General features: G+C 72.7%; 23 protein-coding genes. 12 read left to right on the forward strand and 11 right to left on the reverse strand.

Annotation, left to right across the window (positions count from 1 at the left end):
- Positions 1-123: 123 nt before the first annotated feature.
- The gene (locus I8D64_RS03525) at positions 124-756 is read right to left on the reverse strand and encodes a MarC family protein (protein WP_200501074.1); all 633 of its coding nucleotides are present in this window, start codon (positions 754-756) and stop codon (positions 124-126) included.
- Positions 753-1,640, reverse strand: coding sequence for a PHP domain-containing protein (locus I8D64_RS03530; RefSeq protein ID WP_200501075.1), 888 nt, complete (start codon positions 1,638-1,640; stop codon positions 753-755). Before I8D64_RS03530 ends, I8D64_RS03525 begins: the two co-directional genes overlap by 4 nt.
- A 161-nt stretch (positions 1,641-1,801) precedes the next feature.
- Between I8D64_RS03530 and I8D64_RS03535 the strand changes: the two genes are divergently transcribed.
- The 4 genes from I8D64_RS03535 to I8D64_RS03550 are packed head-to-tail and all read left to right on the forward strand — an operon-like array spanning position 1,802 to position 6,697.
- Positions 1,802-3,400 (forward strand): aminopeptidase P family protein, encoded by a 1,599-nt coding sequence (locus I8D64_RS03535; RefSeq protein ID WP_200501076.1) that lies wholly within the window; start codon positions 1,802-1,804, stop codon positions 3,398-3,400.
- Positions 3,401-3,426: 26 nt separating this feature from the next.
- Positions 3,427-4,767 (forward strand): magnesium transporter MgtE N-terminal domain-containing protein, encoded by a 1,341-nt coding sequence (locus I8D64_RS03540; protein WP_200501077.1) that lies wholly within the window; start codon positions 3,427-3,429, stop codon positions 4,765-4,767.
- Positions 4,768-4,772: 5 nt separating this feature from the next.
- Positions 4,773-5,483, forward strand: coding sequence for a DUF1003 domain-containing protein (locus tag I8D64_RS03545; protein ID WP_246482645.1), 711 nt, complete (start codon positions 4,773-4,775; stop codon positions 5,481-5,483).
- Complete coding sequence (locus I8D64_RS03550; protein ID WP_200501078.1) at positions 5,480-6,697, forward strand: Mrp/NBP35 family ATP-binding protein; 1,218 nt, start codon at positions 5,480-5,482, stop codon at positions 6,695-6,697. Before I8D64_RS03545 ends, I8D64_RS03550 begins: the two co-directional genes overlap by 4 nt.
- 50 nt (positions 6,698-6,747) lie before the next feature.
- Here the strand turns inward: I8D64_RS03550 and I8D64_RS03555 are convergent, their stop codons facing one another.
- Positions 6,748-7,143: a twin-arginine translocase TatA/TatE family subunit gene (locus tag I8D64_RS03555; RefSeq protein ID WP_228358798.1), complete on the reverse strand. Its 396-nt coding sequence runs from the start codon at positions 7,141-7,143 to the stop codon at positions 6,748-6,750.
- A 186-nt stretch (positions 7,144-7,329) separates the two neighbouring features.
- On the opposite strand from I8D64_RS03555, the gene I8D64_RS03560 reads away from it, so the two are divergent.
- Entirely contained in the window at positions 7,330-7,983 is a 654-nt protein-coding gene (locus tag I8D64_RS03560) for an O-methyltransferase (protein WP_200501080.1), read from the forward strand.
- A gap of 317 nt (positions 7,984-8,300) precedes the next feature.
- On the opposite strand, the gene I8D64_RS03565 is transcribed toward I8D64_RS03560, so the two are convergent.
- The 7 genes from I8D64_RS03565 to I8D64_RS03595 form a co-directional block, all read right to left on the reverse strand.
- Entirely contained in the window at positions 8,301-8,471 is a 171-nt protein-coding gene (locus I8D64_RS03565) for a DUF3117 domain-containing protein (RefSeq protein ID WP_200501081.1), read from the reverse strand.
- Between the two features lie 103 nt (positions 8,472-8,574).
- Complete coding sequence (locus I8D64_RS03570; protein ID WP_200501082.1) at positions 8,575-8,814, reverse strand: hypothetical protein; 240 nt, start codon at positions 8,812-8,814, stop codon at positions 8,575-8,577.
- Positions 8,811-9,554, reverse strand: a complete 744-nt coding sequence (locus I8D64_RS03575) for an LOG family protein (RefSeq protein ID WP_200501083.1) — start codon at positions 9,552-9,554, stop codon at positions 8,811-8,813. Before I8D64_RS03575 ends, I8D64_RS03570 begins: the two co-directional genes overlap by 4 nt.
- Before the next feature lie 43 nt (positions 9,555-9,597).
- Positions 9,598-10,866: a polysaccharide deacetylase family protein gene (locus I8D64_RS03580; protein ID WP_200501084.1), complete on the reverse strand. Its 1,269-nt coding sequence runs from the start codon at positions 10,864-10,866 to the stop codon at positions 9,598-9,600.
- 255 nt (positions 10,867-11,121) lie between these two features.
- Positions 11,122-12,504, reverse strand: a complete 1,383-nt coding sequence (locus tag I8D64_RS03585) for an APC family permease (RefSeq protein ID WP_200501085.1) — start codon at positions 12,502-12,504, stop codon at positions 11,122-11,124.
- On the reverse strand, positions 12,501-13,640 hold the full coding sequence (gene dapE / locus I8D64_RS03590) for a succinyl-diaminopimelate desuccinylase (RefSeq protein ID WP_200501086.1): 1,140 nt from the start codon (positions 13,638-13,640) through the stop codon (positions 12,501-12,503). The genes I8D64_RS03585 and dapE overlap by 4 nt, the downstream gene beginning before the upstream one ends.
- 13 nt (positions 13,641-13,653) lie before the next feature.
- Positions 13,654-15,543: an FAD/NAD(P)-binding protein gene (locus tag I8D64_RS03595; RefSeq protein ID WP_200501087.1), complete on the reverse strand. Its 1,890-nt coding sequence runs from the start codon at positions 15,541-15,543 to the stop codon at positions 13,654-13,656.
- A gap of 210 nt (positions 15,544-15,753) precedes the next feature.
- On the opposite strand from I8D64_RS03595, the gene I8D64_RS03600 reads away from it, so the two are divergent.
- Positions 15,754-17,358 carry an MDR family MFS transporter gene (locus I8D64_RS03600; protein WP_200501088.1) on the forward strand — a complete coding sequence of 535 codons (1,605 nt, stop codon included), beginning with the start codon at positions 15,754-15,756 and terminating at the stop codon, positions 17,356-17,358.
- Positions 17,359-17,394: 36 nt separating this feature from the next.
- Here the strand turns inward: I8D64_RS03600 and I8D64_RS03605 are convergent, their stop codons facing one another.
- Complete coding sequence (locus tag I8D64_RS03605; protein WP_200501089.1) at positions 17,395-18,774, reverse strand: MFS transporter; 1,380 nt, start codon at positions 18,772-18,774, stop codon at positions 17,395-17,397.
- A gap of 81 nt (positions 18,775-18,855) precedes the next feature.
- Between I8D64_RS03605 and I8D64_RS03610 the strand changes: the two genes are divergently transcribed.
- From I8D64_RS03610 to I8D64_RS03635, 6 genes are read left to right on the forward strand one after another with little or no spacing between them, the layout of a single operon-like run.
- Entirely contained in the window at positions 18,856-19,551 is a 696-nt protein-coding gene (locus I8D64_RS03610) for an ArsR/SmtB family transcription factor (protein ID WP_200501090.1), read from the forward strand.
- Between the two features lie 33 nt (positions 19,552-19,584).
- Positions 19,585-20,571, forward strand: coding sequence for a 2,3,4,5-tetrahydropyridine-2,6-dicarboxylate N-succinyltransferase (dapD, locus tag I8D64_RS03615; RefSeq protein ID WP_200501091.1), 987 nt, complete (start codon positions 19,585-19,587; stop codon positions 20,569-20,571).
- A 57-nt stretch (positions 20,572-20,628) separates the two neighbouring features.
- Complete coding sequence (locus I8D64_RS03620) at positions 20,629-21,567, forward strand: hypothetical protein (RefSeq protein ID WP_200501092.1); 939 nt, start codon at positions 20,629-20,631, stop codon at positions 21,565-21,567.
- A 14-nt stretch (positions 21,568-21,581) separates the two neighbouring features.
- Entirely contained in the window at positions 21,582-22,556 is a 975-nt protein-coding gene (locus I8D64_RS03625) for a helix-turn-helix domain-containing protein (RefSeq protein WP_200501093.1), read from the forward strand.
- The gene (locus tag I8D64_RS03630; RefSeq protein ID WP_200501094.1) at positions 22,549-23,067 is read left to right on the forward strand and encodes a VOC family protein; all 519 of its coding nucleotides are present in this window, start codon (positions 22,549-22,551) and stop codon (positions 23,065-23,067) included. The genes I8D64_RS03625 and I8D64_RS03630 overlap by 8 nt, the downstream gene beginning before the upstream one ends.
- Positions 23,068-23,101: 34 nt before the next feature.
- Complete coding sequence (locus I8D64_RS03635) at positions 23,102-23,830, forward strand: glycerophosphodiester phosphodiesterase (protein WP_200501095.1); 729 nt, start codon at positions 23,102-23,104, stop codon at positions 23,828-23,830.
- The last annotated feature ends 146 nt before the right edge of the window (positions 23,831-23,976 follow it).

Genomic DNA, 23,976 nt, shown 5'->3' on the forward strand with positions numbered 1-23,976 from the left:
GGCGGCCCTGTCGGGACGTCGAACGGTGCGAAGTCGTTGCCAAGAGCGCTCTTGGCAACCGTTTCGCACCTCTCACGCCTCGGCGGGGCCCGGGGCGACGACGAGGCGATGGGACCCCGCGCGTCAGGACGCGGCGATCACGCCCCAGGTCTGCAGGAACGAATGCACGGAGTCGAAGAGCATCTGCACGCTGATCGCGGCGAGCAGCACGCCGGAGATCCGGGTGACCAGGGTGACGCCGCCGTCGCCCAGGATCTTCGCGATGACGTCGGCGAAGCGCATGAACACGTACAGCACGACCGCCATCACCACGAGCGCGATGACCAGCGCGTTCACCCGCGCGAGCTCGCCGTGGGACTGGTCGACGAACAGCATCATCGCCACGATCGCGCCGGGACCGCCCAGCAGCGGGGTGCCCAGCGGCACCAGGGCCACGTTCACTCCGCTGCTCTGGGCGAGCTCGCCCTCCTTGCCCATCAGCAGCTGCAGGGAGATGAGCAGCAGGAGCAGACCGCCGGAGAACTGCAGCGCCGGCAGCGAGATGTGCATGTAGGCGAGGATGAAGCGGCCGAACACGGCGAAGGACGCGATGATGAGGATCGCGACGCCCACGGCGACCATCGCCGCGCGCGAGCGCTGCTTCGATGTCATCGTGCGCGTGAGCGAGAGGAAGATCGGGACCGTCCCCGGCGGGTCGACGATCACGAACAGCGTGACGAACACTCCCGCGAGGAAGCGCAGATCGACCACGTTCACGGGAGGAGGACCTCGGTTCTGCTCGTGGCGCGCTCGATCAGAGCGGCCAGCACGGACGGACGGGTGAGGTTCTCGCCCAGCCGGTTCGGTTTGCCCGCGCCATGGTAGTCGCTGCCCCCGGTGACCAGGAGCTCGTGGGATCGGGCGAAGGCGCGCAGTCTCGCCCGCGAGACATCATCGTGCTCACGGTGGTCGACCTCGATGCCGGCCAGTCCCGCGGCGACCATCTCCTCGAGGAGGTCGTCGGGGATGGTGCTGCCGCGGGTGAGCGCGCCGGGGTGGGCGACCACGGCGACGCCGCCCGCCGCGACGATCGCACGCACCGCCTGCGCGGGCTCGGGCGCCCAGTAGCGCACGTAGTACGGGCTCGAGGAGCTCAGCAGATCACCGAAGGCCTCCGTGCGGTCCGCGACGACTCCGCGGGCCACGAGGGCGTCGGCGATGTGGGGGCGTCCGACGGTCGTGCTCTCACCCGCGACCTGCGCTTCGACGTCCTCCCAGCGGATGGGGTGATCGGCGGCGAGGCGCTCGACCATGCGACGGGCGCGCGTGCCGCGGGACTCGCGGGCGTGCTCCATGTGGGAGTGCAGCACGGTGCTCGACGACGGGTCGGGCAGGAGCGCGAGCACGTGCACCGAGAGGTCCTCGCACTCCGTGGAGACCTCGATGCCGGGGATCACCGCGACGCCGTGGCGGCGGGATGCCTCGGCGGCCTCGTCCCAGCCCGCGGTGGTGTCGTGATCGGTGAGCGCGACGACGTCCAGGCCCTCCTCGGCGGCATGGCGCACGAGCGCGTCGACGTCGTCGGTGCCGTCGGAGCACCGGGTGTGCGCGTGCAGATCGATGCGGGACTCGTCGGCGAGCCCCGGGGGCAGGTGGGCCATGCGCCCATCCTGCCAGCCCTGCGCCCGTGCGACCCCGCGCCCGTGCTGTCCCGTGCGTGCGGGCACGGCCCGTGCCCGTACGGCCCCGAGCCGGTGACGAGACAGGATGCGCAGGCCGCGCGCCGACCCCGGCGCGCACCGCGTGAGACGATGCGAGGGTGATGACCCAGAACAACGACGTGCCCCGTCCCACCACCCGCGAGACCCCCGCTCCGGCGGCCCAGGAGGCCCCGGCCGACGGCCCCGGCCCGAGCGCCGAGGAGCTCGCCTCCCGCGGCGACTCGCGCTCCGAGCGCCCCACCAACGAGGCCTTCCGCGCGTTCATCGCGGCCGATTGGGACGAGACCGTCCCGGCGGCCGAGCGCCGTGAAGTCGCGGACTTCACCCCCGCGCGCCGCGACGCCCTGATCGGCGAGATGCCCGCGACGCGCATGGCGCTGCCCGCGGGAGTGTTCAAGGTGCGTGCGAACGACACCGACTACCCGTTCCGCCCGGACACCGGCTTCGTCTACTTCAGCGGCCTGGGCACGGACGAGGAGCCCGACAGCGTGCTCGTCGTCGAGCCCGACCCCGACGCCGCGGAGGGCGAGCCCGCGTCCCGCGCGACCTACTTCTTCCGCCCGCGCGCCGGCTTCGACTCCACCGAGTTCTACGCCGACGCCCGCTACGGCGAGCTGTGGGTCGGGCGCCGTCCCACCCTCGAGGAGACCGCGGCGCGCATCGGGATCGAGTGCCGCCACATCGACGAGCTGCGCGACGCGCTCGCCAAGGACGTCGGCCCGCAGCTCTCGCTCGCGATCGTCCCGGGGGTCGACGCCGGCGTGCAGGGGATGGTCGAGGAGATCCGCTCCCAGAACGGCCTGCCGGACGGCGAGGAGCAGAGGCGCGAGTTCGATCGTCTGCAGGAGGCCGCGAGCGAGCAGCGCCTGGTCAAGGACGACTTCGAGGTCTCGCAGATGCGCGAGGCCGTGAAGGCCACCATCGCCGGCTTCGAGGACGTCGTGGCGGCGCTCCCCCAGGCCGTCGGGCACCGCCGCGGCGAGCGCGTGATCGAGGGCGTCTTCGGCGCCTCCGCGCGCGCCGAGGGCAACGGCGTCGGCTACGACACCATCGCCGCGGCCGGCAACCACGCCTGCACCCTGCACTGGGTGCGCAACGACGGCACGGTGAGCGAGGGCGAGCTCGTGCTCATCGACGCCGGCGTCGAGGTGGATTCCCTGTACACCGCGGACCTCACCCGCACCCTGCCGGTGTCCGGCACCTACTCGCCCGCCCAGCGCAGGGTCTACGAAGCGGTCCTCGAGGCGGCCGACGCGGCCTTCGCCGCGGCCCGCCCCGGCATCCGCTTCCGCGATCTGCACACGACGGCGATGCAGGTCATCGCCCGCCACCTCGAGGAGTGGGGCATGCTCCCCGGCACGGCCGAGGAGTCCCTCGCCCCCGAGGGCCAGTTCCACCGCCGCTGGATGGTGCACGGCACGAGCCACCACCTGGGGCTCGACGTGCACGACTGCGCGCAGGCCCGCCGCGAGATGTACATGGACGCCGAGCTCGTGCCCGGCATGGTGTTCACGATCGAGCCGGGGCTGTACTTCCAGGAGAACGATCTCAAGGTCCCCGAGGAGCTGCGCGGCATCGGCGTGCGGATCGAGGACGACGTGCTCGTGACCGAGGACGGCGTCGAGAACCTCTCGGCCGCGCTGCCCCGTCGGCCCGACGAGATCGAGGCGTGGATGGCATCACTCACCCCGGGCCGCTGACCGGGCAGGGCACTACCCTGAGGGACGTGACCTCTCCGCAGCCCCGCTTCTACGCCGCACGCCTGGCGGGCACCGCCGTCTTCGACCCGATCGGCGAGTCCGTCGGGAAGATCAGGGACGTCGTCGTGCTCCCCCAGGCGCGCGGCGCCGCCCGCGCCGTCGGCTTCGTGGTCGAGGTGCCGGGCAAGCGGCGCGTGTTCCTGCCGGTCACCCGGGTCACGTCGATCATGCCGGGGCAGGTGATCTCCTCGGGCGTGCTGAACCTGCGGCGCTTCGAGAAGCGCAGCGGCGAGCAGCTCGTCATCGGCGATCTGCTCGAGCGCACCGTGTCGCTGCTGGACGGCTCGGGCCGGGCGACCGTGCAGGACGTCGGCCTCGAGCAGAACCGGCAGCACGACTGGGTGGTCGCGAAGCTCTACCTGCGCCGTCTGAAGACGGGCTCGGGGCTCTCGAAGCTGGTCAGCCGCGGGGAGACCCTCACGGTCGATCAGAGCGCGGTCAAGGGCCTGTTCGGCAGCGACACCGAGCAGTCGGCCGCGCTGCTGCTGGCCTCCTACCAGGACCTCAAGCCCGCGGACCTCGCGGACATCGTCCAGGAGCTGGATGCCAAGCGGCGCATCGAGCTGGCCGCGGAGCTCGCCGACGACCGTCTGGCCGACGTCCTCGAGGAGCTGCCCGAGGACACGCGCGTCGAGGTGCTCACCGGTCTGGAGTCGTCCCGCGCGGCCGACGTGCTCGACGAGATGGACCCCGACGACGCCGCGGACCTCGTCCAGGAGCTCCCGGACCAGGTCGCCGAGACGCTGCTGGGGCTCATGGAGCCCGAGGAGGCCGAGGACGTGCGCCGCCTGCTCGCCTACGACGAGTACACCGCGGGCGGCATGATGACCACGGAGCCGCTGATCACGGCCCCGGAGACGCCCGTCGCGCACTGCCTGGCGATGATCAGCCGGGAGGAGCTCTCCCCCGCGCTCGCCTCGACCGTCCACGTGTGCCGCTCGCCGCTCGAGACGCCGACGGGCAAGCTGCTGGGCATCGTCCACTTCCAGCACCTGCTGCGGGAGCGGCCCGACCGGCCCGTCGGCGAGATCCTCGACGCCGACCGCCACACGGTCGAGCCGCAGGTCCCGCTCTCGGGCGTGACGCGAGAGATGGCGACCTACAACCTGGTCTCGATCCCCGTGGTCGACGACGAGGGGCGCCTGCTGGGCGCGGTCACAGTCGACGACGTGCTCGACCACGTGCTGCCCGATGACTGGCGAGAACAGGACGAGCCCCCGGTGACCACGGGTCAGATCGATCTCTCGGAGATCGCCCGCAGCATCCAGAGCGACAGCACGACCACCGACGACTCGCGGAAGGGGTGAGAGAGATGGCAGACCGCACGCCGAACCTGGATGATCCGGAGCCCCTGCGCCGACGCGTCCGCAACCCGCTCTCCGGCGACACCTTCGGCCGCGGCGCCGAGGGCTTCGCCCGCTTCATGGGCACCCCGGCCTTCCTGGTCGGGATGACGCTGTTCTGCGCCGTCTGGCTGGCCTGGAACTCGATCATGCCCGAGAGCGCCCAGTTCGATCCCCGCAGCCTGAACTTCACGCTGCTGACCCTGATCCTCTCGCTGCAGGCCTCCTACGCGGCCCCGCTGCTGCTGCTCGCGCAGAACCGCCAGGACGACCGCGACCGCGTGCAGGCCGAGCAGGACCGCCAGTCCAACGACCGCAACCACGCGACCACGGACTTCATCACGCGCGAGATCGCCTCCCTGCGCATCGCCCTGAACGACGTCGCCACCCGCGACTTCGTGCGCGGGGAGCTGCGCGACCTCCTCGAGGACCTCGAGAAGGAGCGCGAGGAGGACGAGCCCGCCGGGTCGGCCGAGAGCGGTCGTGCGTCCGCGGTCTCCGGGACCTCGGGAGCCTCGGGTGCCTCGGGCTCGGGTGGCTCGGGTTCGGGCTCGGGCGCGGGACCCGCTGTTCTCGTCGCGGAGGCGCAGCCGCAGGCCGTCGGCATCGATCGCGAGGAGCTGCGGGCGATGCTGCGCAGCGAGGTGCGCTCGGCACTCGCGGAGCGCGGGACACCATGACCGCCCCGCAGGACCCCGGCACGCCGGCCCCGGATCCCCGGGACCAGGCCCCGTCGTCGGCCCAGGATCCCCACGGCGCGCCCGCGTCGGCCGAGGACCCCCGGATCGCCCGCATCCATGAGGCGCTCGAGGCGGTGATCGACCCGGAGATCGGCCGCCCCATCACCGAGCTCGACATGGTCGACTCGGTGACGATCGACGCCGCCGGCACCGCCGAGGTGACCATCCTCGTGACGATCGCGGCCTGCCCGATGCGCGACCGGCTCGAGCGCTCGACCGCGGAGGCGACCGCGACCGTGCCCGGCCTGGCCGGCGTGAAGGTCGATTCGCGGGCGATGACCGACGAGCAGCGCAAGGCGCTCACCACGCGCCTGCGCCAGGGGCACCGTCAGATCCCCTTCAACAAGCCCGGGACCCTCACCCGGATCCTCGCCGTCTCCTCCGGCAAGGGCGGGGTCGGCAAGTCCACCGTGACCGCGAACCTCGCCGCCGCCATGGCCGCGCAGGGTCTGTCCGTCGGGGTGATCGACGCGGACATCCACGGCTTCTCGATGCCGGGCATGTTCGGCATCACCGACAAGCCCACGAAGGTGGGCGACCTGCTCATGCCGCCCGAGGCGCACGGCGTGAAGGTCATGAGCATCGGCATGTTCGTGCCCGACGGGCAGGCCGTCGTCTGGCGCGGACCGAAGATGCACCGGGCGATCGAGCAGTTCGCCTCCGACGTCTTCTGGGGCGAACTCGACGTGCTGCTGCTGGACCTCCCGCCCGGCACCGGCGACGTCGCGATCTCCGTCGCCCAGCTGCTGCCCAAGGCGCAGATGCTGGTCGTCACCACTCCGCAGGTCTCCGCGGCCTCCGTCGCCGAGCGGGTGGGCTCGCTCGCCAAGGCCACCAAGCAGGACGTGGCCGGGGTCGTGGAGAACATGAGCGGCCTCGTGCTGCCCGACGGCTCGCGCATGGACGTCTTCGGCACCGGCGGCGGGGAGCGGGTCGCCGAGACCCTCGCCGGCGCCGTCGAGCATCCCGTGCCGGTGCTCGGGCAGGTGCCGCTGGATCCTCGGCTGCGGGAGGGGGCCGACGGCGGTGTGCCGCTCGTGCTCTCCGATCCGGAGCAGCCCGCCGCCCAGCAGCTGCGCGCGATCGCCGCGGCGCTCGTGGCGCGCCCGCGGGGTCTCTCGGGGATGCGTCTGCCGCTCAGCGTGCGCGGCTGAGAGCTGCGGGGCCGACGAGGGCGCGGCGGGGACGGATCAGGAGAGGCGGGTCAGGTCGCCTCGTCGTCGAAGGGGGCCCGCTGGGGTCCCTCGTCCTCCGTCGATCCCTTGGTGGAGCGCTTCGAGCCGGAGGCGGCCGCGGCGGTGCCCGTGACGGCGCCGGTGAGCGCCTTGGTGTCCGGGAGGATGTCGTCCACGCTGGTGTCGCCCCAGGCGTCGCGGATGATGCGGCGCGGGTCGTACTGACGCGGGTCGTACTTGCGCAGCTCGTCCATGGACAGGCCCATCTCGTCCTCGACGGTGGCCCGGGAATCATCGACCCAGCGGCGCGCCTTGCGCACCCACTGCACGATGTTGCGCGTGTACTCCGGAAGGCGCTGCGGTCCGATGAAGATCACGAACACGATGAGCAGGATGAGGATCTCCCAGCCCCCGAAAATGTCCACGAGTCCACCTGCCATCGAACCGAAATGTGCCCGGCCATTATGGCAGAGCAACCCTGTGTGGGGCGCCGGTACGACCTGGGCGGGTGCTGACGTACCCTGGTCGACATCCGCGTGCTCGCGGCGACCCGGCGGTGACCTGCCCGGTCGCGCGACTGCCCATGACCCGACGAACAGGAGGATCCGCAGATGGCATCGGGGAAGGTGACCAGCTGGGCCCACGGCGAGGAGTTCGTCGACGAGGAATCGCTCTTCGAGGAGCCGGGCGTGCTCGCCCGCGCTCGCGAGCGCGGATCGGAGCTCGGGGTCGCCCCCGTGCTGCCCGGGGCCGGCGCCCTCATGCGCGTGCTCGCGGCGTCCGTCGGCGCGCGCAGCGCCGTCGAGATCGGCACCGGTGCCGGAGTGGCCTCCCTGTACGTGCTGGCCGGGATGCACCCCGACGGCGTCCTCACCACGATCGACCCCGAGGTCGAGAACCAGCGCGCGGCCCGCGAGGCCTTCAGCGAGGCGGGCCTGCGCTCGGGGCGTGCGCGCACGATCGCCGGCAGCCCGCGAGAGGTCATCGGCCGCCTCACCGACCATGCCTACGACCTCGTGAGCTTCCACGCCGACGCCCCTCACGCGCGCGACCTGCTGACCCATGCGCGCCGTCTGCTGCGCCCGGGCGGAGTGCTCGTGATCTCCCAGGCGCTCTACCACGACCGGGTCGCCGACCCCACCGCCCGCGACGCCACCACCCAGGAGGTCCGCGCTCTGCTGCGCGAGGTCCAGGAGGCCGAGGACCTCATCCCCGCGCTCTCCCCGAGCGGCGACGGCGTCCTCGCCGCGGTCCTGCGCGGCTGACGCCCCTACCCCGGGGCCACCGGGAACGCGGCACCGGACCCGCACCCCGACGCGGCCGCCGCCCGTCGGATGAACCCGTGAGAAGTACGAAACGGTTGCCAAGAGCGCTCTTGGCAACCGTTTCGCACTTCTCGAGGCGCCACGGACGGTCGTCGGCGCTCCGGGGCGTCCCCGGGACGGCCGGTTCGCCTCCCGAACGCTCCGCCGCCTCCATCGCCGCAATCGCCGACATCGCCGACACCCACGCCGCGCCCGCACACACAGAACCCCGCCCCTCATGTCGAGAAGCGGGGTCCGGTGCTCTGATCAGCAGCCCGTCAGGCCTTGATCACGCCCTCCAGGGCGTCGCGCAGGGTCTCGGCCTCGGAGCCGTCGATCTCGACGACGAGGCGTCCGCCGCCCTCGAGCGGGACACGCATGATGATGCTGCGGCCCTCCTCCACGACCTCGAGCGGACCGTCTCCGGTGCGCGGCTTCATAGCGGCCATGGGCCTGCCTCCTCGGTGATGTGAACGCACGCCGCTCCCACCCCTGCGGGAGCGGCGGCAGCAACTGTCGGCCACCAGTATCTCAGGTTCTCGGAGACGACGCTCACACGTCGGACGATGCGTCCTCGCCGGAGGCGTGGGCGGATGCCTTCCGACACCTCTTCCGACGCCTCCCGGCGCCCCACCGCCGCCCGGCTCCGCGCCGCCGCCGACGGTGCTCGTGATCCGCACCGGGTGCGGGCATCGAGAGGTCGAGCTTCCCCAGGGCAGCGAGCACCATGAGCACGGCGACCACCGCGGCGACGAGGAGCAGCAGCACCACGCCGGGGCTGACGGCGGTCATCGCTGCCGGAGAGCGGCGTCGCGCAGCACGTCCAGGGCCTCGTCGGCGGTGTCGACCACGCGCAGCAGCCCAAGGTCCTTCTCGCTGATCAGCCCGTGGTCGAGCACGGTACCGCGGATCCAGTCGAGCAGGCCCTGCCAGTAGTCGCGGCCCACGAGGACCAGGGGGAACATGCGGATCTTGTGGGTCTGCATGAGGCACAGCGCCTCGAACATCTCGTCGAAGGTGCCGAAGCCGCCGGGCAGCACCACGAAGCCGCTCGAGTACTTCACGAACACGGTCTTGCGGGCGAAGAAGTACCGGAAGTCGACACCCAGGTCGACATAGTCGTTCATCCCCTGTTCGAAGGGCAGCTCGATGCCCAGTCCCACCGAGACCCCGCCGCACTCCTTGGCGCCCTTGTTGCCGGCCTCCATGATCCCCGGCCCGCCGCCCGTGATGACGGCGTACCCGAGGTCGACGACGCCGCGGGCGATCTGCTCGGCCTTCGCGTAGTCCGGGTGGTCCGGGGCGATGCGCGCCGAGCCGAAGATGGAGATGGCGGGACCGAGCTCGGCGAGCGCGCCGAACCCCTCGACGAACTCCGCCTGGATCCGCATCACGCGCCACGGGTCCGAGTGGACCCACTCCCCCGGCCCCTCCTCCTCGAGGAGATGCTGGTCGGTCGTGGTGGTGGGCCGCTGCGCCCCGCGCAGCGTGATGGGGCCCTTGCGGTGCCTGTCGGTGTTCTGGGCGGTCATGGGGCGAGCGTAGCGCCCGTGCATGGTCGTCGGCCCGGGCGACTCAGAGCCCGGGGCGGGAGTGGTCGATCACCGAGGAGGAGTCGAAGAACGGCTCGAGGCTGGTCTCCTGGCCCGCGGCGTTCGCGCGCAGGCGGATGCCGTCGACGTTCATGCGGGCCTGTCGGAGGTAGCCGTCCTGCATCTGCGCCCAGTACTCGGCGGTGCCGTCCACGAGGAAGATGAAGTCGAAGCCGTGGTCGCGCACGGCCCGGTACTTCGGGTCCTGGGTGTCGTAGGGCGGGACGCCGCTGAGGTCGGCGCCGAAGGGGAGGATCAGCAGGTCGGTCGCGCCGGTGAGCGGCTTGACCTCGGCGTCCCAGCGGTCGAAGTCCCGGGTGAGGTGCGCGAGCGAGGACTTCTTGATGTCGAGGTGCCCCCAGCTGTGGCTCGCGATCTCCCACCCGGTGTCCTTGAGGGCGTCGGCGGTCTTCTTCGCCTTCTCCTGGGCGGTCTTGAGCTTGTCGGGGTGGTCCCCGTACTCGCGCTTCGAGCTGCGGTAGCCGAGGATGCCGTTGTAGCCGGTGAGGGCGAGCACGCCCTTGTGGCCGTGGTACGAGAAGTCGGGGTGGTCCTCGAGGAAGTCGTCGACGAGCGGGACCATGTCGTAGGACCCCTCGGACGTCTTCCCGTCGGCGTCGGTGTACGAGTTCACCACGCGGCCCTCGGCGTTCGGGTGGAGGTCCGTGGCGAAGCCGTCGCCCTCCATGTACTCGTAATAGCAGACGTCGTCCTGCGAGAGCACCATGGGCTTGCGGTCCTTGGGCAGCCGGATCGGCAGCGGCTTCATCGTGCCGTCGTCCTGCTTCTCGCAGATGTCGTGCGGGCTGACCAGCACGTACCCGTCGTCGTAGACGTCCTTCATGATCTTCGTGAACTCGTCGATCGTGCACATGTAGTCGTCGTAGCCCTGGGCGTCCTCGTCGCCGTCGAAGGCGCGCTCCGGATCGACGATGAGCGTGTGGAAGAACAGGTGGGAGACCTGCAGGTCGTTCGGCCATTCCACGAGGGCGTCGCGCGCGGAGGAGATCTTCGTGCGCAGCGCGTCGACCTCGTCGCCGTCCTGGCCCTTCAGGGTCTTCTCGGCGGCGTCCGGGTCGTGCTGGGCGAGCTGGCGCTGCGCCCTGGAGACCTTCTGGGCGCGGATCTCCTCGGCCGTCGGCTTCTTGGACGCCGAGCCGCCCTTCTCGCCCCCACCAGGACCGCCCTGCGTGCATCCGGCCGCCGTGAGGGCCGTGCCCCCGAGCGCCGTCGCGGCGAGTGCCGTGCTCACCGTGCGCCGGCTGGGCGTTGCATGCGGTGCGCGCGTCGCTCGTGCCATCTCTGATCCCCCTTCGTCGATGCACCGGGCCCCGATGCGGCGCCGCCGCCCCCGGCGCGTCCACACTACGGCGGCGCTGGGACCGAGCGGGGAGGCGCCGGGGGTGTGTCGGCGGGGCCGACGGGGCCGACGGCGGGGGCGCGGCCGAGGTCTCACCCGGCGACATCGAAGGTGTGTTCCTCGGCCGCAGGTGCGGACCGCCCGGGGTCAGGCGCCGGTGGCGCGCGGGCCGCGCACGAGCAGGACGATCAGCCCGAGCACCGCCCAGACGGCGCCCACGGCGAGCGCGAGCGGACTCGAGGAGACGAGCACCGCGAGCAGGGACAGGGCGCCCAGGATCGGGATCACCAGATGCGGGAGGGGGCGCACCGGTCCCCCGCGTCGGCGCACCACGAAATAGCCGATCACGGAGGCATGGACGAGGACGAAGCCGGTGATCGCGCCGACGTCCACGGCGGAGGAGACCACGTCGAGCCCGTCCGGCCGCAGGGCCGCCCAGAGGGCGACGGCGACGTTCCCGGCGGCGGCCGCGAGCACACCCGCCACGGGCGCCCCGGAGCGGGCGGAGACCTTCGCCAGGCCCCCGGGCAGCGAGCCGGAGCGGGCCATGTCCATGATCACGCGGCTCGCCGCGGCCTGCCCCACCAGCGCGCTGAACATCGCGCCCACACCCTTGGCCAGGGCGAGCAGACCGTGCAGCAGCGGACTGATCGAGGAGTCGACCATCGCGTAGTAGGCGTCGCCCTGCAGGGACGGGTCCGCCTGCAGCTGCGCGGTGCTCTGCGGGGAGAGCAGCGCGCCGATGTACGTCTGGACGATGAAGAGCACGCCGGCGACCGCGAGGCACACGGGCGTCGCCCGGGCGATCGCGGCGGAACCCCCGCGGGTCTCCTCGGCGAAGGTCGCGAGAGCGTCGAACCCCAGGTAGGACAGGACGGCGACGGAGAGCGCACCGAGCACGAGGTGGGGGTGCAGGCCGGCGCCGCCGCCGGTGATCGGGTCGAGCCAGCCGCGCACCGGCCCGTCGGACGCGAGGACCGCGATCCCGGCGATCACGACCGCCGCCAGCACGAGCACCTCGACGAGCACGACCACGGCGGAGACCTTCGACGTCACGCCCACCCCGGCGAGGTTGAGGCCGGTGGTGAGCACGACCGCGACCACCACGAACACCCACACGGGGATCTGCGGGAACAGCGAGTGCAGGGCGATGCCGCTGAACAGGTAGGCGACCGAGGGGATCAGCACGTAGTCCAGCAGCATCATCCAGCCGCCCATGTGTCCCACTCTGCGGCCGATGCCCTCGCTCGCGTAGGCGAAGATGCTGCCGGCGCGCGGCACGGCGCGGGACATGAGCGCGTAGCTCGAGGCGGTCAGCGCCATCACCAGCGTCGCGACGAGGTAGACGACGGGCACCACGCCGCCGGACTTCGCGTCGAGCGTCCCCCACACGCCGACGGCCGCGGCGGGGCCGATGAAGACCAGGCCGTAGGCGAGCAGCTGGCCGAAGCCGATGCTGCGGCGGAGGGCGGGCGCGCCGCCTGCCGGCTCCGCGGATCCGCCGGGCACCCGCGCGCTCGGGCGGCTCATCGGGCCGACGGCGACGGCTCGAGCCAGCGGCGCAGTCCGTCGAGGGCGGCGCGGAGGTCCTCGAAGGGCACGTGCTCGTCGTCGGTGTGGGCGAGGAGGGGGTCGCCGGGGCCGAAGTTCACGGCGGGGGTGCCGAGCTCGGCGAAGCGGGCGACGTCAGTCCACCCCTGCTTGGCGGCGACGCCCACCCCGTCGCCGAGAGCCGCGAGGAACGCGCGGGCGGCGGGGGTGTCCAGGCCCGGCAGGGCGCCGGCGGCGCTGTCGGTGACCACGATGTCCACGTCGCAGCCCTCCAGCAGCTCCCGCACGTGCGCCTCGGCCCGCGCGGGGCTGGTGTCCGGCGCGAAGCGGTAGTTCAGGGTGAGGGAGGCGCGATCGGGGATGACGTTGCCGGCGATGCCGCCGGTGATGGCGACGGCGTTCAGGCACTCGCGGTACTCGAGTCCGTCGATGACGGCGCGGCGGGCCTCGTACGCGTCGAGGCGCTGCAGCACCGGGGCGAGGTGATGGATGGCGTTGTCGCCCACCCAGTCGCGGGCCGAGTGGGCTGCGGTGCCGTGCGCGGTGACCTCGAGCTTCATGGTGCCCTTGCAGCCGCCCTCGACACCGGCGGAGGTGGGCTCGCCGAGGATCGCGAAGTCGCCGCGCAGGTGCTCGGGGTGGGTGCGGGCGATGCGGGTCAGCGAGTTGTCCGCCGCGGCGACCTCCTCGTGGTCGTAGAAGAGGAAGGTGAGGTCCCGTGTGGGATCGGTCGCCTCGACGGCGACCGCGAGCAGCATCGCGACGCCGCCCTTCATGTCGCAGCTGCCGCGGCCCACGAGCTCCTCACGGCCCTCGCGCACACGGCGGGACGAAGGCAGGTTGCCCGCCACCGGCACCGTGTCGAGGTGGCCCGCGAGGACCACGCGCTCCTCGCGCCCGAGGTCCGTGCGGGCGATGACGGTGTCGCCGTCGCGGAGGACCGTGAGGTGCGGGGCATGGGTGCGCAGCGCCTGCTCGACGGCGTCGGCGAGCGTCATCTCGTTCCCGGAGACGGACTCGATGTCCACGATCGCGGCGGTGAGCTCGACGATGTCGGCGCGGGGATCGAGGGACGGTGCGGAGTCGGCGGAGGCAGAACTGGAGGGCGAGGTCATGCGACCTATCGTGTCACGCGGGCAGCGCGCCGCCCCAGGCCGCGAGCCGGCGCGCGACGACCTCGGCGTGGTGCAGCAGCTGCGGGGCCGTGCCGGGCTCCGCGGTGATCGCGGATCCAGGTTGGGCGGTGGAGACCGGGACGCCGACGAGCAGGCGCCGCTCGTGGACCCGCCCGTCCTTGCCGATCGGGGCGTAGAGGCCGTCGACCGCGATCGAGCCCGTCGGCACGCGCCGGCCGGTGCCCCGCGAGGCCCACGAGTCCTGGCGGGCCTCGCCGCGCTCGCGCCAGGCCCGCAGCAGCGGGGAGGTGAAGGCGTTGAGCTCGACGCCCGGCAGATGCGCCTCGAGCACCCCGTCGCAGGAGTAGCGGAAGTCCTCGCCCGCGGTGACGACGAACCTGCCTGCCTCGTCGTCCACGTCCACGCGCATGCCCGGCCCCGTGAAGCGCACGAGCCCGGCCTCCTCGAGGGCGAGCAGCTGGCGCACGCGCAGAACGGGCGGGCCCGACGCCCAGGAGGCGAAGGCGTTGCGCAGGTGGCCGTCGATGTCGCGGGCCACGGACTCCGTGGTGTATGCGCCGAGGTCGATGAGCTGGTTGACCTGGATGCGGCATGCGGTGAGGACCCGGAAGACCAGCAGCCAGGCGGGATCCGGCTCGGCGGCCTCGCGCAGGCTGCGGCGCACCACCTCGAGGGTGCGGGCGTGCGCATCGGTGATCGGGCCGCCGCGCCGCCCGAAGGGGAACAGCATCCGCAGGATGACGGCTTCCTCGGCGAGCGCGCGGAAGCCCGAGACCGCGAGGGCTCGCTGCAGCTCGGCGAGGATCAGCGGCATCACGTCGGCCTCGTGATCGAGGCCGTCGGGTCGCACGGAGAGCTCGAGCACGCGCTCGCGGGTGAGGATCCGCGGCTCGTGGGGCTCGGGGAGGTAGGGCCGCAGATCCGGCTTGGGCCGGTAGACCATGCCGGAGCGCGAGCCGACGATCAGCTGGGGCTCCCCGCCCCCGGGGATGTAGCGCAGACCCGAGGGGGCGTGCGCGTCCGGCGCGAACCTCCCGCCGGCGGCGTCGGCGAGCATGCCGAGCGCGTCGTAGAAGTTCAGTCCCATGCCCTGCACGGCGACCCGCTCGCGGCCCAGCAGCGCGGAGTAGTCCACCTGGAGGGGGTTCGCGGGGGCCGCGTGCACGAGTCCGTGGCGCGCGGCGGCGTGCTCCATCACCTGGGAGCGCGGTCCGGGGGCCGTCGCGAGGTGACCGAGGGCGAGGGCGACGGCGTCCACGGTGAGCTCGGTGCCGTCCTGGAGCGCGACGCGCTGCGGGGTGCCCGGCTCGCCCGAGACGTCGAGAGCGCTGGTCCGGTGCACACGGATCCGCAGTCGGTTCGGGTCGGCGTCGGCGATGGCGCGCTCGAGCACGGCGGCGAGGTAGCGGCCGTGGGCGGCGCGGGAGGCTATGTCGGCCGGCCCCAGCCCTTCGGCGGCGAGGAAGTCGGCGAGGGTCTCCGTGTGTGGGACGGGCAGCTCGGGCCGGCACGACTCGTCGGGGTACATGGTGGTCTGGCAGGTCGCGGTGTTCATGAGCAGCACCTCGCCCTGGTCCTGCCGCCATACGTTGCCGCCGAGGCCCGCGCACGGATCGACGAGGTGCAGCTCGAGAAGGCCCTGCCAGTCGTCCCGCTGCGAGGCGGCGACCAGGCGCTCGATGATCGCGGTGCCGCGCGGGCCGGCCCCGATCACGGCGACCTCGCGGCGTGCCGCGCCGGCTCCGGCGTGCTCGGCGCGCCCGGTAGCGCCCGGCGGCGGCTCGCGGCGCTCGCGGTCCCCCGGGATCTCTCGGCGCGCGCGCTCGCCCGGCGCGGGTGCCGCGGCGCGGGTGCTCGGCGTGGGATCGGGGGCGACGGTCATGGATCCCAGTATCGGGGTGGTCGGCCGCGGGGCGGGAACGGGACCCTCCGGGGCCACTGTGACGTTGGACCGCGCGAGCACGCCCGCGGGGGTTCGGAGTCCTACACTTCCGGAGCGCTCCGGCGCTGCCAGGCTCCCCTCTCAGGTCCGGTCCCGCAGGGACCGTCGGCCGACGGGCGCTCCTCTTACACGACGTCCCAGGAGGACCCCATGCCCGCGGAGCCCCGCGCCACAGACCCCCGCACTGCCGCCCAGGACCCGACGTCGGCCGCGGCCCGGGCCTCGACCCCGGCCCCGGACCAGGCCCCGACGCAGCCCGCCGAGCTCAGGCCGTGGCCCGCGCTGTGGTCGATGATCATCGGCTTCTTCATGCTGCTCGTGGACGGCACGATCGTCTCGATCGCGACCCCGAGGATCCAGGACGAGCTCGACGCCGACATCACCAAGGTCATCTGGGTGACCAGCGCCTACCTGCTCGCCTACGCCGTGCCGCTGCTGGTCACCGGCCGCCTCGGCGACCGCCTGGGCCCCAAGCGGGTCTACCTCGCCGGGCTCGTCGTCTTCACCCTCGCGAGCCTGTGGTGCGGACTGTCCGGCACGATCGAGATGCTGATCCTGGCGCGTGTGGTCCAGGGACTCGGCGCAGCGCTGATGACTCCGCAGACGATGACCGTCATCACCCGCATGTTCCCGCCGCAGCAGCGCGGCCCGGCCATGGCCCTGTGGGGCGCGACCGCGGGGGTCGCGAACCTCGTCGGCCCGATCCTCGGCGGTGTCCTGGTCGATGGTCTCGGCTGGGAGTGGATCTTCTTCGTCAACGTGCCCGTGGGCATCGTCGGCTTCGTCCTGGCCATGCGCCTGGTGCCGAACCTCGAGTCCCATGCGCACCGCTTCGACCTGCCCGGCGTGCTGCTCTCCGCGGTCGGCATGTTCCTGGTGGTGTTCGGCATCCAGGAGGGGTCGACGTACGACTGGGGCACCATCACCGGCATCATCTCCGTCCCGCTGCTGATCGGCGCTGGGATCGTGGTGCTGGTCCTCTTCGTGCTCTGGCAGGCGAAGCAGAAGGGCGGCGAGCCGCTGCTGCCGCTGGGCCTTTTCCGCGACCGGAACTTCGCCGTCGCGAACCTCGCGATCGCCGGTGTGGGCGCCGCGATCGTGACCTTCGCGCTGCCCATCGTGCTGTGGACGCAGAACGTCAAGGGCTTCTCCCCCACCCAGTCGGCTCTGCTGCTCGCACCGATGGCGATCATCGGCGGGGGCCTCTCCCCGCTCGTCGGCAAGAACCTGCACCGCTGGAACACGCGGCTGCTCGCGGTCGTGGGCCTGGCCCTGTTCGGCCTGGGCATCGCGGCCATGGGCGTGCTCGTCATGAACGACGCCGCCTGGTACTGGCTGCTGATCCCGGGCGCCGTCATGGGCCTGGGCAATGCGGGCATGTGGGCGCCGCTGTCGATCTCCGCGACCTACGGACTCTCCCGTGCGCAGGCGGGCGCCGGCTCGGGCGTCTACAACGCGATGCGCCAGCTCGGCGCCGTGATCGGCTCCGCGGCGATCGCCGCGGTGATGGCCTCGCGCATCACTTCCGAGTTCGCGGACGCAGGCCTGGGCGGAGGCTCCGGCGCGGGCGGCGGGGAGAGCGACCACGCCGCCGCGGGCGGCGAGGCCGGCGCATCCTCCGGCGGCGTGCTGCCTGACATGCTGCACGCCCCGTACGCGCATGCGATGGGCGAGAGCCTGTTCCTGCCCGCGGCGATCATGGGCGTCGCGGTGATCGCGGCGCTGTTCCTCCGCAACGCCAACGCGCGGCGCTGAGGGGCCGGCGGGCCGAGCGCCCGACAGCCCGCGGGTTCACCCGCGGGCGGCGTGCTCGTCCTCGTCGGCGACTCGAGCGCCGTCCGCCGACGCGCCGTCGTCGGCACGACCGTCGGTCCGGGGCTCGTCTGCTGCGAGCCCGGTGAGCCGCGCATGCTCCACCCACCCGGCGGCGGCGGGGATCGAGCGCAGATGGGGACCGATGACGGCGATCACCGCCGCCAGTGCGCAGAGGGCGGCGAACACGCCGAGGGTCACCGGCGCCCCCGCGTGCGCCAGCCCCCAGCCCGCGATGGCGGGCGAGAGGGGCATCAGACCCATGGCCACGAGCGCGTTGAGCGCGCCCACCCGCCCCTGCATGGGCGTGGGCGTGATGTGCAGGAAGAACCCTCCGCTGCCGGCGTTCAGAGCGGGCAGCGGGAGACCCATGACCGCGTAGAGCACGGCGATCATCCACGGGGACGGGGCGAAGGGGATCGCCAGGGTGGATGCCGCCAGCACGATGAGACCGCCGATGACCACGATTCCCGTGGGCACCCGCTCGACGATCCGGGGCGCGAGCACGGCGCCCACCAGGATCGAGGCGGCGAGCACCGAGGAGAGCAGGCCGATCTGCGCGGCGGGGACGCCGCGCGCGGCGAGCATGAGGGTGACGGTGAGCAGGGCGCCGTTCGAACCGAGGTTCACGAGCGCGGCCACCGCGCCGAGCTGCACCCGCACGGGCTGGGCGATGCTCCAGCGCAGGGCGTCGAGCAGGTCCCGGCCGACGTGGGAGCGGGACAGCCCTGCCGAGGACTCCGCGGGCCGAGGGCGGTAGTCGCCGCGCATCCGCAGCGTCGCGATCAGCGAGCCGACGTGTCCGATCACGAGGGTGAGGGCAGGCAGTGCGAGGTGCACCGCGAGCAGGGCGCCGCTCGCGGGTCCGCTGCCCAGCTCGATCGCCGCCCCGCGTCCCTCGTTGATCGAGATGGCGCGCGGCAGCTGGGCGGGCGGGACGATCTGCTTGAGCATCGCGTCGGACGCGAACCCCAGGAGCGTGCCGCGCAGCCGATGGACGAAGGCAAGGGCCGCGAGCACCGGAACGCTCGCGACGCCCCCGACGAGCACCGCGACGAGGACGGCCTGGGTGAGGATTCCGGTCGCCGAGGCGAGCAGCCGCAGCCGTCGCCGGTCGAACCGATCGGCGAGCAGACCGCCGGGGATCATGCCGATCAGTCCTCCGATCCCCTCGAGCAGGCCCACGAGCCCCACGGCCGCGACCGAGCCGGTGACCGCGAGGGTGACGAGCGGGAAGGCGAAGGCCGCGATCCCCGCACCGGCGTCCAGCAGCACGTCCCCCACGAGCCAGCGCCTGTATTCGGCGTTCCGTCGGAGCGGCGCGTGGGTCCCGTGTACGGGCTTCGTCGGCCGATGCATGCCGCGAGACTAGACCCGCACAGCCCGTTGCGCAACAGTTATTGCGCATGTGTCGGTGCGGGTTCTCGGTAGGCTCCGGGCATGAGCACCGAGGAACACCACCCGTCGCCTGAGCTCCGCGGTTATGCGACGCAGGAGATGCTGCGGGCGATGGCGCACCCGCTGCGCCTGCAGCTCATGGAGCGCGTGGGCCGCCGCGGCACGGCCCGTGCCGCCGACCTCGCCGAGGAGATGGGTGTGGCGGCGAACGCGCTGAGCTACCACCTGCGCACCCTCGCGAAGGCGGGCGTCATCGAGGAGGCTCCCGGGGAGGCGCGCGACCGCAGGGACCGGGTCTGGCGGCTCACGCAGGCGAGCTTCCACTATGGACAGGGCGAGTCCTCGACCAACGATCCTGATGCGACCGACGACGAGTACCGCCGCGCGGCCATGTCCATGAGCCTCGCCGCGATCGAGTGGATCCGCACCTCTTGGATCGCCCAGAGCGCCCGCTACGAGGCGGGCGAGGCGTCGCAGAACCTCGCCGGGCAGCTGTTCTCCTCGTCGCTGCGCATCTCGCGCGATCAGGCGGAGGATCTCGCCCGACGCGCGAACGACCTCATCATGGAGTTCAACCGCCTGAACCGCGACGAGCGCGGCACGGACCTCGAGGGCGACCCGGACTCCGAGGGCCCTGCCGAGGACTTCCGCGTCCTCTTCGCCCTCGTCGGCGATCGGCCCGCGCCCGACCAGAGGATGACCGGCGGGCAGGAGGATTCCCACACCCCAGAGGGATAGGAAGCACCCGCCGCGCTCCGTAGAATCCTTCGCATGAGCACCCCCGCGAACTCCGCCGACACGACCACGCCGACGCACGCCTGGGGCATCGGCCTCGCCACCGTCGCCGCCGACGGCTCGACCCTCGACACCTGGTACCCGGCCCCGCAGCTCGGCGAGGCGCCCGCGGAACTCGAGTCCCAGCCGCTGCACGCGCAGCTCGGCGCAGCCGCCCGCGAGGACGAGGTGCGCGGCACCCGCCAGGAGGTCGTCGCCCGCGCGATCGAGCTCGCGGCCGCCCCGGCCGACACCGCCGACGCCTACCTGCGCCTGCACCTGCTCTCCCACCGTCTGATCGGGCCCAATGTGCAGAGCCTCGAGGGTCTGTTCGGCCAGCTCACCAACGTCGTCTGGACCTCCGAGGGTCCCTGCGCGGTCCCCGGCTTCGAGGAGACCCGCCTGCGCCTCATCGCCGCCGGCCGCACCCCCACCGTGTTCAGCGTCGACAAGTTCCCGCGCATGGTCGACTACGTGCTGCCCTCCGGCGTGCGCATCGGCGACGCCGATCGCGTCCGCCTCGGCGCCCACCTCGCCGACGGCACCACCGTCATGCACGAGGGATTCGTGAACTTCAACGCCGGCACGCTCGGCCACTCCATGGTCGAGGGCCGCATCTCCCAGGGCGTCGTCGTCGGCGACGGGTCCGACGTGGGCGGCGGCGCCTCCACCATGGGCACCCTCTCCGGAGGCGGCACCGAGCGCGTGCGCATCGGCCGCCGCTCGCTGCTGGGCGCCGAGTCCGGCATCGGGATAGCGCTCGGCGACGACTGCGTGGTCGAGGCCGGCCTGTACGTCACGGCCGGCACGAAGGTCTCCGTCGTCGACCCGCGCGGCGTCGAGGACGGCACCGTCGTCAAGGCGCGCGAGCTCTCCGGCATGGATAACCTCCTGTTCCGCCGCAACTCCGTGACCGGCGCGGTCGAGGTCGTGGCCCGCGAGGGCCGCACCGTCGAGCTCAACGCCGCGCTGCACGCGAACTGACCCCGCGACGCCCCGTCCGACGCCCCGCCGAGACCCGCACCGCCGAGACGACCGCCCATGGCCCGCTCCCGACGCTCCCGCTCCCGCCGCTCGCGCATGCGGCACCTCACAGTGCCCCTCGTGATGCTGCTGGTGCTGGTCTTCGTCGTCGCCGGGACGTTCTTCGCGCTGACCCGCTTCGCGTCCGTCCAGCGCAGCGGGCAGTGCACGGCGGCGGGCCTCGGGACGACGCACGAGTACACGACCGAGCGCACCGCGAACGCGGCGCTGATCAGCGCGGTCGCCGTGGACCGGGGCCTGCCGCCGCGCGCGGCGTCGATCGCGCTCGCCACGGCGTACCAGGAGTCGAAGCTGCAGAACATCGAGCACGGCGACCGCGACTCCCAGGGCCTGTTCCAGCAGCGTCCCTCGCAGGGCTGGGGCACCCAGGCGCAGATCATGGACCCGGTCCATGCGACCAACGCCTTCTACGACTCCCTCGTGAAGCTCGACTACGCCTCGATGAGCGTGAACGACGCCGCCCAGAAGGTGCAGCGCTCGGGCTATCCCGAGGCCTACGGCGACCACGAGACCGAGGGGCGGATCTTCGCCTCCGCACTCACCGGGCAGTCCGGTGCGAACCTCGTGTGCGACATCGCCGCACCCGACTCGGCGGCCTCGCCCCAGAGCGTGCAGGACGCCCTGAAGGATCAGTTCCCGCGACGCACGAAGGCCGGGACGGTCTCGAGCTCTCTGGCCTCCGCCTCATCGGTCGCGACGTCCCGACCCGACGGCTCCAGTGCGACCGCCCTGGTCATCGACACGCACGGTGACACGGCGCTGGGCTGGGCGGTCGCGAACTGGTCCGTCGCCCGTGCGGCCGACGACGGAGTCGTCCAGGTCTCCTATCAGGGGCGTGCCTGGCAGCGCGAGTCCCACGACCAGGAAGCCGGCACCTGGCCGAGCATCGACGGCGACGACGCGGACCGCGTGGTGGTGCTCGTCGCCGGAGGGTGACTACCCTCGGGAGCATGAGCGGGAACGCGCGAGCGGCGCAGGTCCCAGCACCTCCGGACACGACGCCGCAGGTCGGAATGTCGGAAGGTCGCACGGCGGACGGTCCGGCATGGGATTTCGCGAACGACCGGACGGGCAGGCCGCCGGGCATCGAGGCGATGGTCGGCTATCGCGCCCTCGACGTCCCCGAGGTGGTCCATCGCGGACTCCCCGCCTCCCGCCTGACCTTCATCCTCGCCCTCGACGAGGGCGTCGAGGCCGCATCGGGCACCGCCGGCCCGGAGGGTCTGCGCCGCGCGCAGCCGGCGCCCGTGGTCATCGGCGGCCTGCACATGACATCGAGCCTCGTACGACAGCGGCCGTCGCAGGCCGGCATCCAGATGTCCGTCCATCCCCTCGCGGCCCAGGCCCTCCTCGGAGTGCCCGCCGTCGGCCTCCCCGTGGAGGAGTTCGACGCCGCCGGCGTGCTCGGTCAATGGGCCGTCGACCTGCAGGAGCGGGTGCGCGAGGCGAGCTGCTGGCAGGAGAGGTTCGACCTGGTCTCCGCAGGTCTCCGGCAGCGGCTCGGGCAGCATGACCGCGGGCCCAGGGCCAGCGGCGGCCGCCTGCGGCCCGAGCTGCTGCGCGCCTGGTGGCTGCTCGAGCGCAGCGGCGGGCGCGCCCGCATCGGCGACATCGCGGCGGACGTCGGCCTCGGCCCCCGACGCCTCGGCGCCCTGTTCCACCAGGAGCTGGGCCGCTCCCCCAAGCAGGTCGCCGGACTCATGCGCTTCGAGCGTGCGGTGGCCTCGACCGCCCGCTCCGTGCGCACCACTGGCCGGGCCGATCTGGCGTCGATCGCTGCCACCAGCGGCTACGCCGACCAAGCCCACCTGACCCGCGAGTTCAGCCGCTTCGCGGGGATCACGCCCGGCGCGTGGATCCGCGAGGAGTTCCGGAACATTCAAGACGGCGGCCACGGCGCGGCGGAGGATCGTCTGCATGGATGAGACACAGACTCCCCCGCAGACCCACCCGACCATTCCGAGCACGCCGAGCACGCCGACCTCACCGACCGCTTCCGAGCTCACCGCGGACTCCCCCGCGGGCTCCTCCGGGCCGACGCTCTTCGCGACGTTCCGCGCCCGGGACGCCGCCGCGCTGATCGACTACCTGCAGGACGTGCTCGGCTTCGTCCTCACGGCCCGCTACGACGACGGCGAGCGCGTCGCCCACGCGGAGCTGCGCCGGCCCGACGGCCGCGGCGGCGTGATGCTCGGCGACGTCCAGGAGGGCGCCGACTGGTCCCCGGAGCCCGGCGGCGCGGGCCTCTACGTGGTCGTGGATGAGATCGATACGCTGTACGAGCGCGTGGTCGCCAAGGACGCGCAGGTCATCACGCCCCTCGCCGACACCCCGTACGGCAGCCGCGAGTTCGCGGTGCGGGACCCCGAGGGAAACATGTGGTCTTTCGGGACGTACGCGGGGGAACAGGTCCCCGCGGCCCGCGACCCGGAGTGACCTCCGCGAACAGCCACCGAGACAGGAGTGGGCCATGGACATCGACGCCGGCGCCGGCGCACCGGAGATCGTCGCCCATCGCGGGGATCCTGTCGGCGCGATCGAGAACACGCGCGAGGCGATCACGCGGGCCACGGCGTCGGGTGCCCGCACGGTCGAGATCGACGTGCGACTGACGGCCGACGGCATCCCCGTGCTGCTGCACGACCCGACGCTGGAACGGCTCTGGGGCGATCCACGCCCGATCGCGGACATCTCGCATGGGGAGCTGGCCGACCTCGCGCCGCAGATCCCCACTCTGGTCGAGGCGCTGCAGGTCGCGGCTCCCGCCCGACTGCTCATCGACATGCCGGACGCGTCACCGGCCGCCGCGAGCGCCGTGGCCATGGCCGACGCGCGCCGGGGCGCCCCGCAGCTCCCGCCGCCCGCGTGGTGCGGCGACCTCATGGCCCTGCGCATCATCCGCGATGCCGATGCCGAGGCGGAGATCTGGATGACCTGGAAGGAGGACGGCATGCCCTCGCGCGATCTCGTCGACAGCCTGCGACCTCGCTTCTGGAACCCCGAGCACAACAGGGTCACGGCCCGCAGCGCGGCTGCCGCGCGCGCCCTGGGCATGGAGGTCTCGTGCTGGACGGTCGACGACCCCGCGCGCGCCCGGGACCTGGCCGCCCTCGGGGTCCGGGCGATCATCTCCAACCGCGCCGCGCAGGTCAGGGACGCGTTCGCCGACGGGCGGTCTGGAAGCCCGGCGCAGGTCTAGCCGGCTCAGGCCTGGGCCCGCCTCAGGTCCCCAGCCGAGCCGAGGGCCTTCGCACCGCCGACGGCCTTCGACGTCACGGAGCGGCATATAGCGGACGCCTCTGCCATATATGGCAGAGGCGTCCGCTATATGCCGCTGGGCGACAG

The sequence above is a fragment of the Brachybacterium halotolerans genome, from assembly GCF_016623465.1.
Taxonomy (GTDB): Bacteria; Actinomycetota; Actinomycetes; order Actinomycetales; family Dermabacteraceae; genus Brachybacterium; species Brachybacterium halotolerans.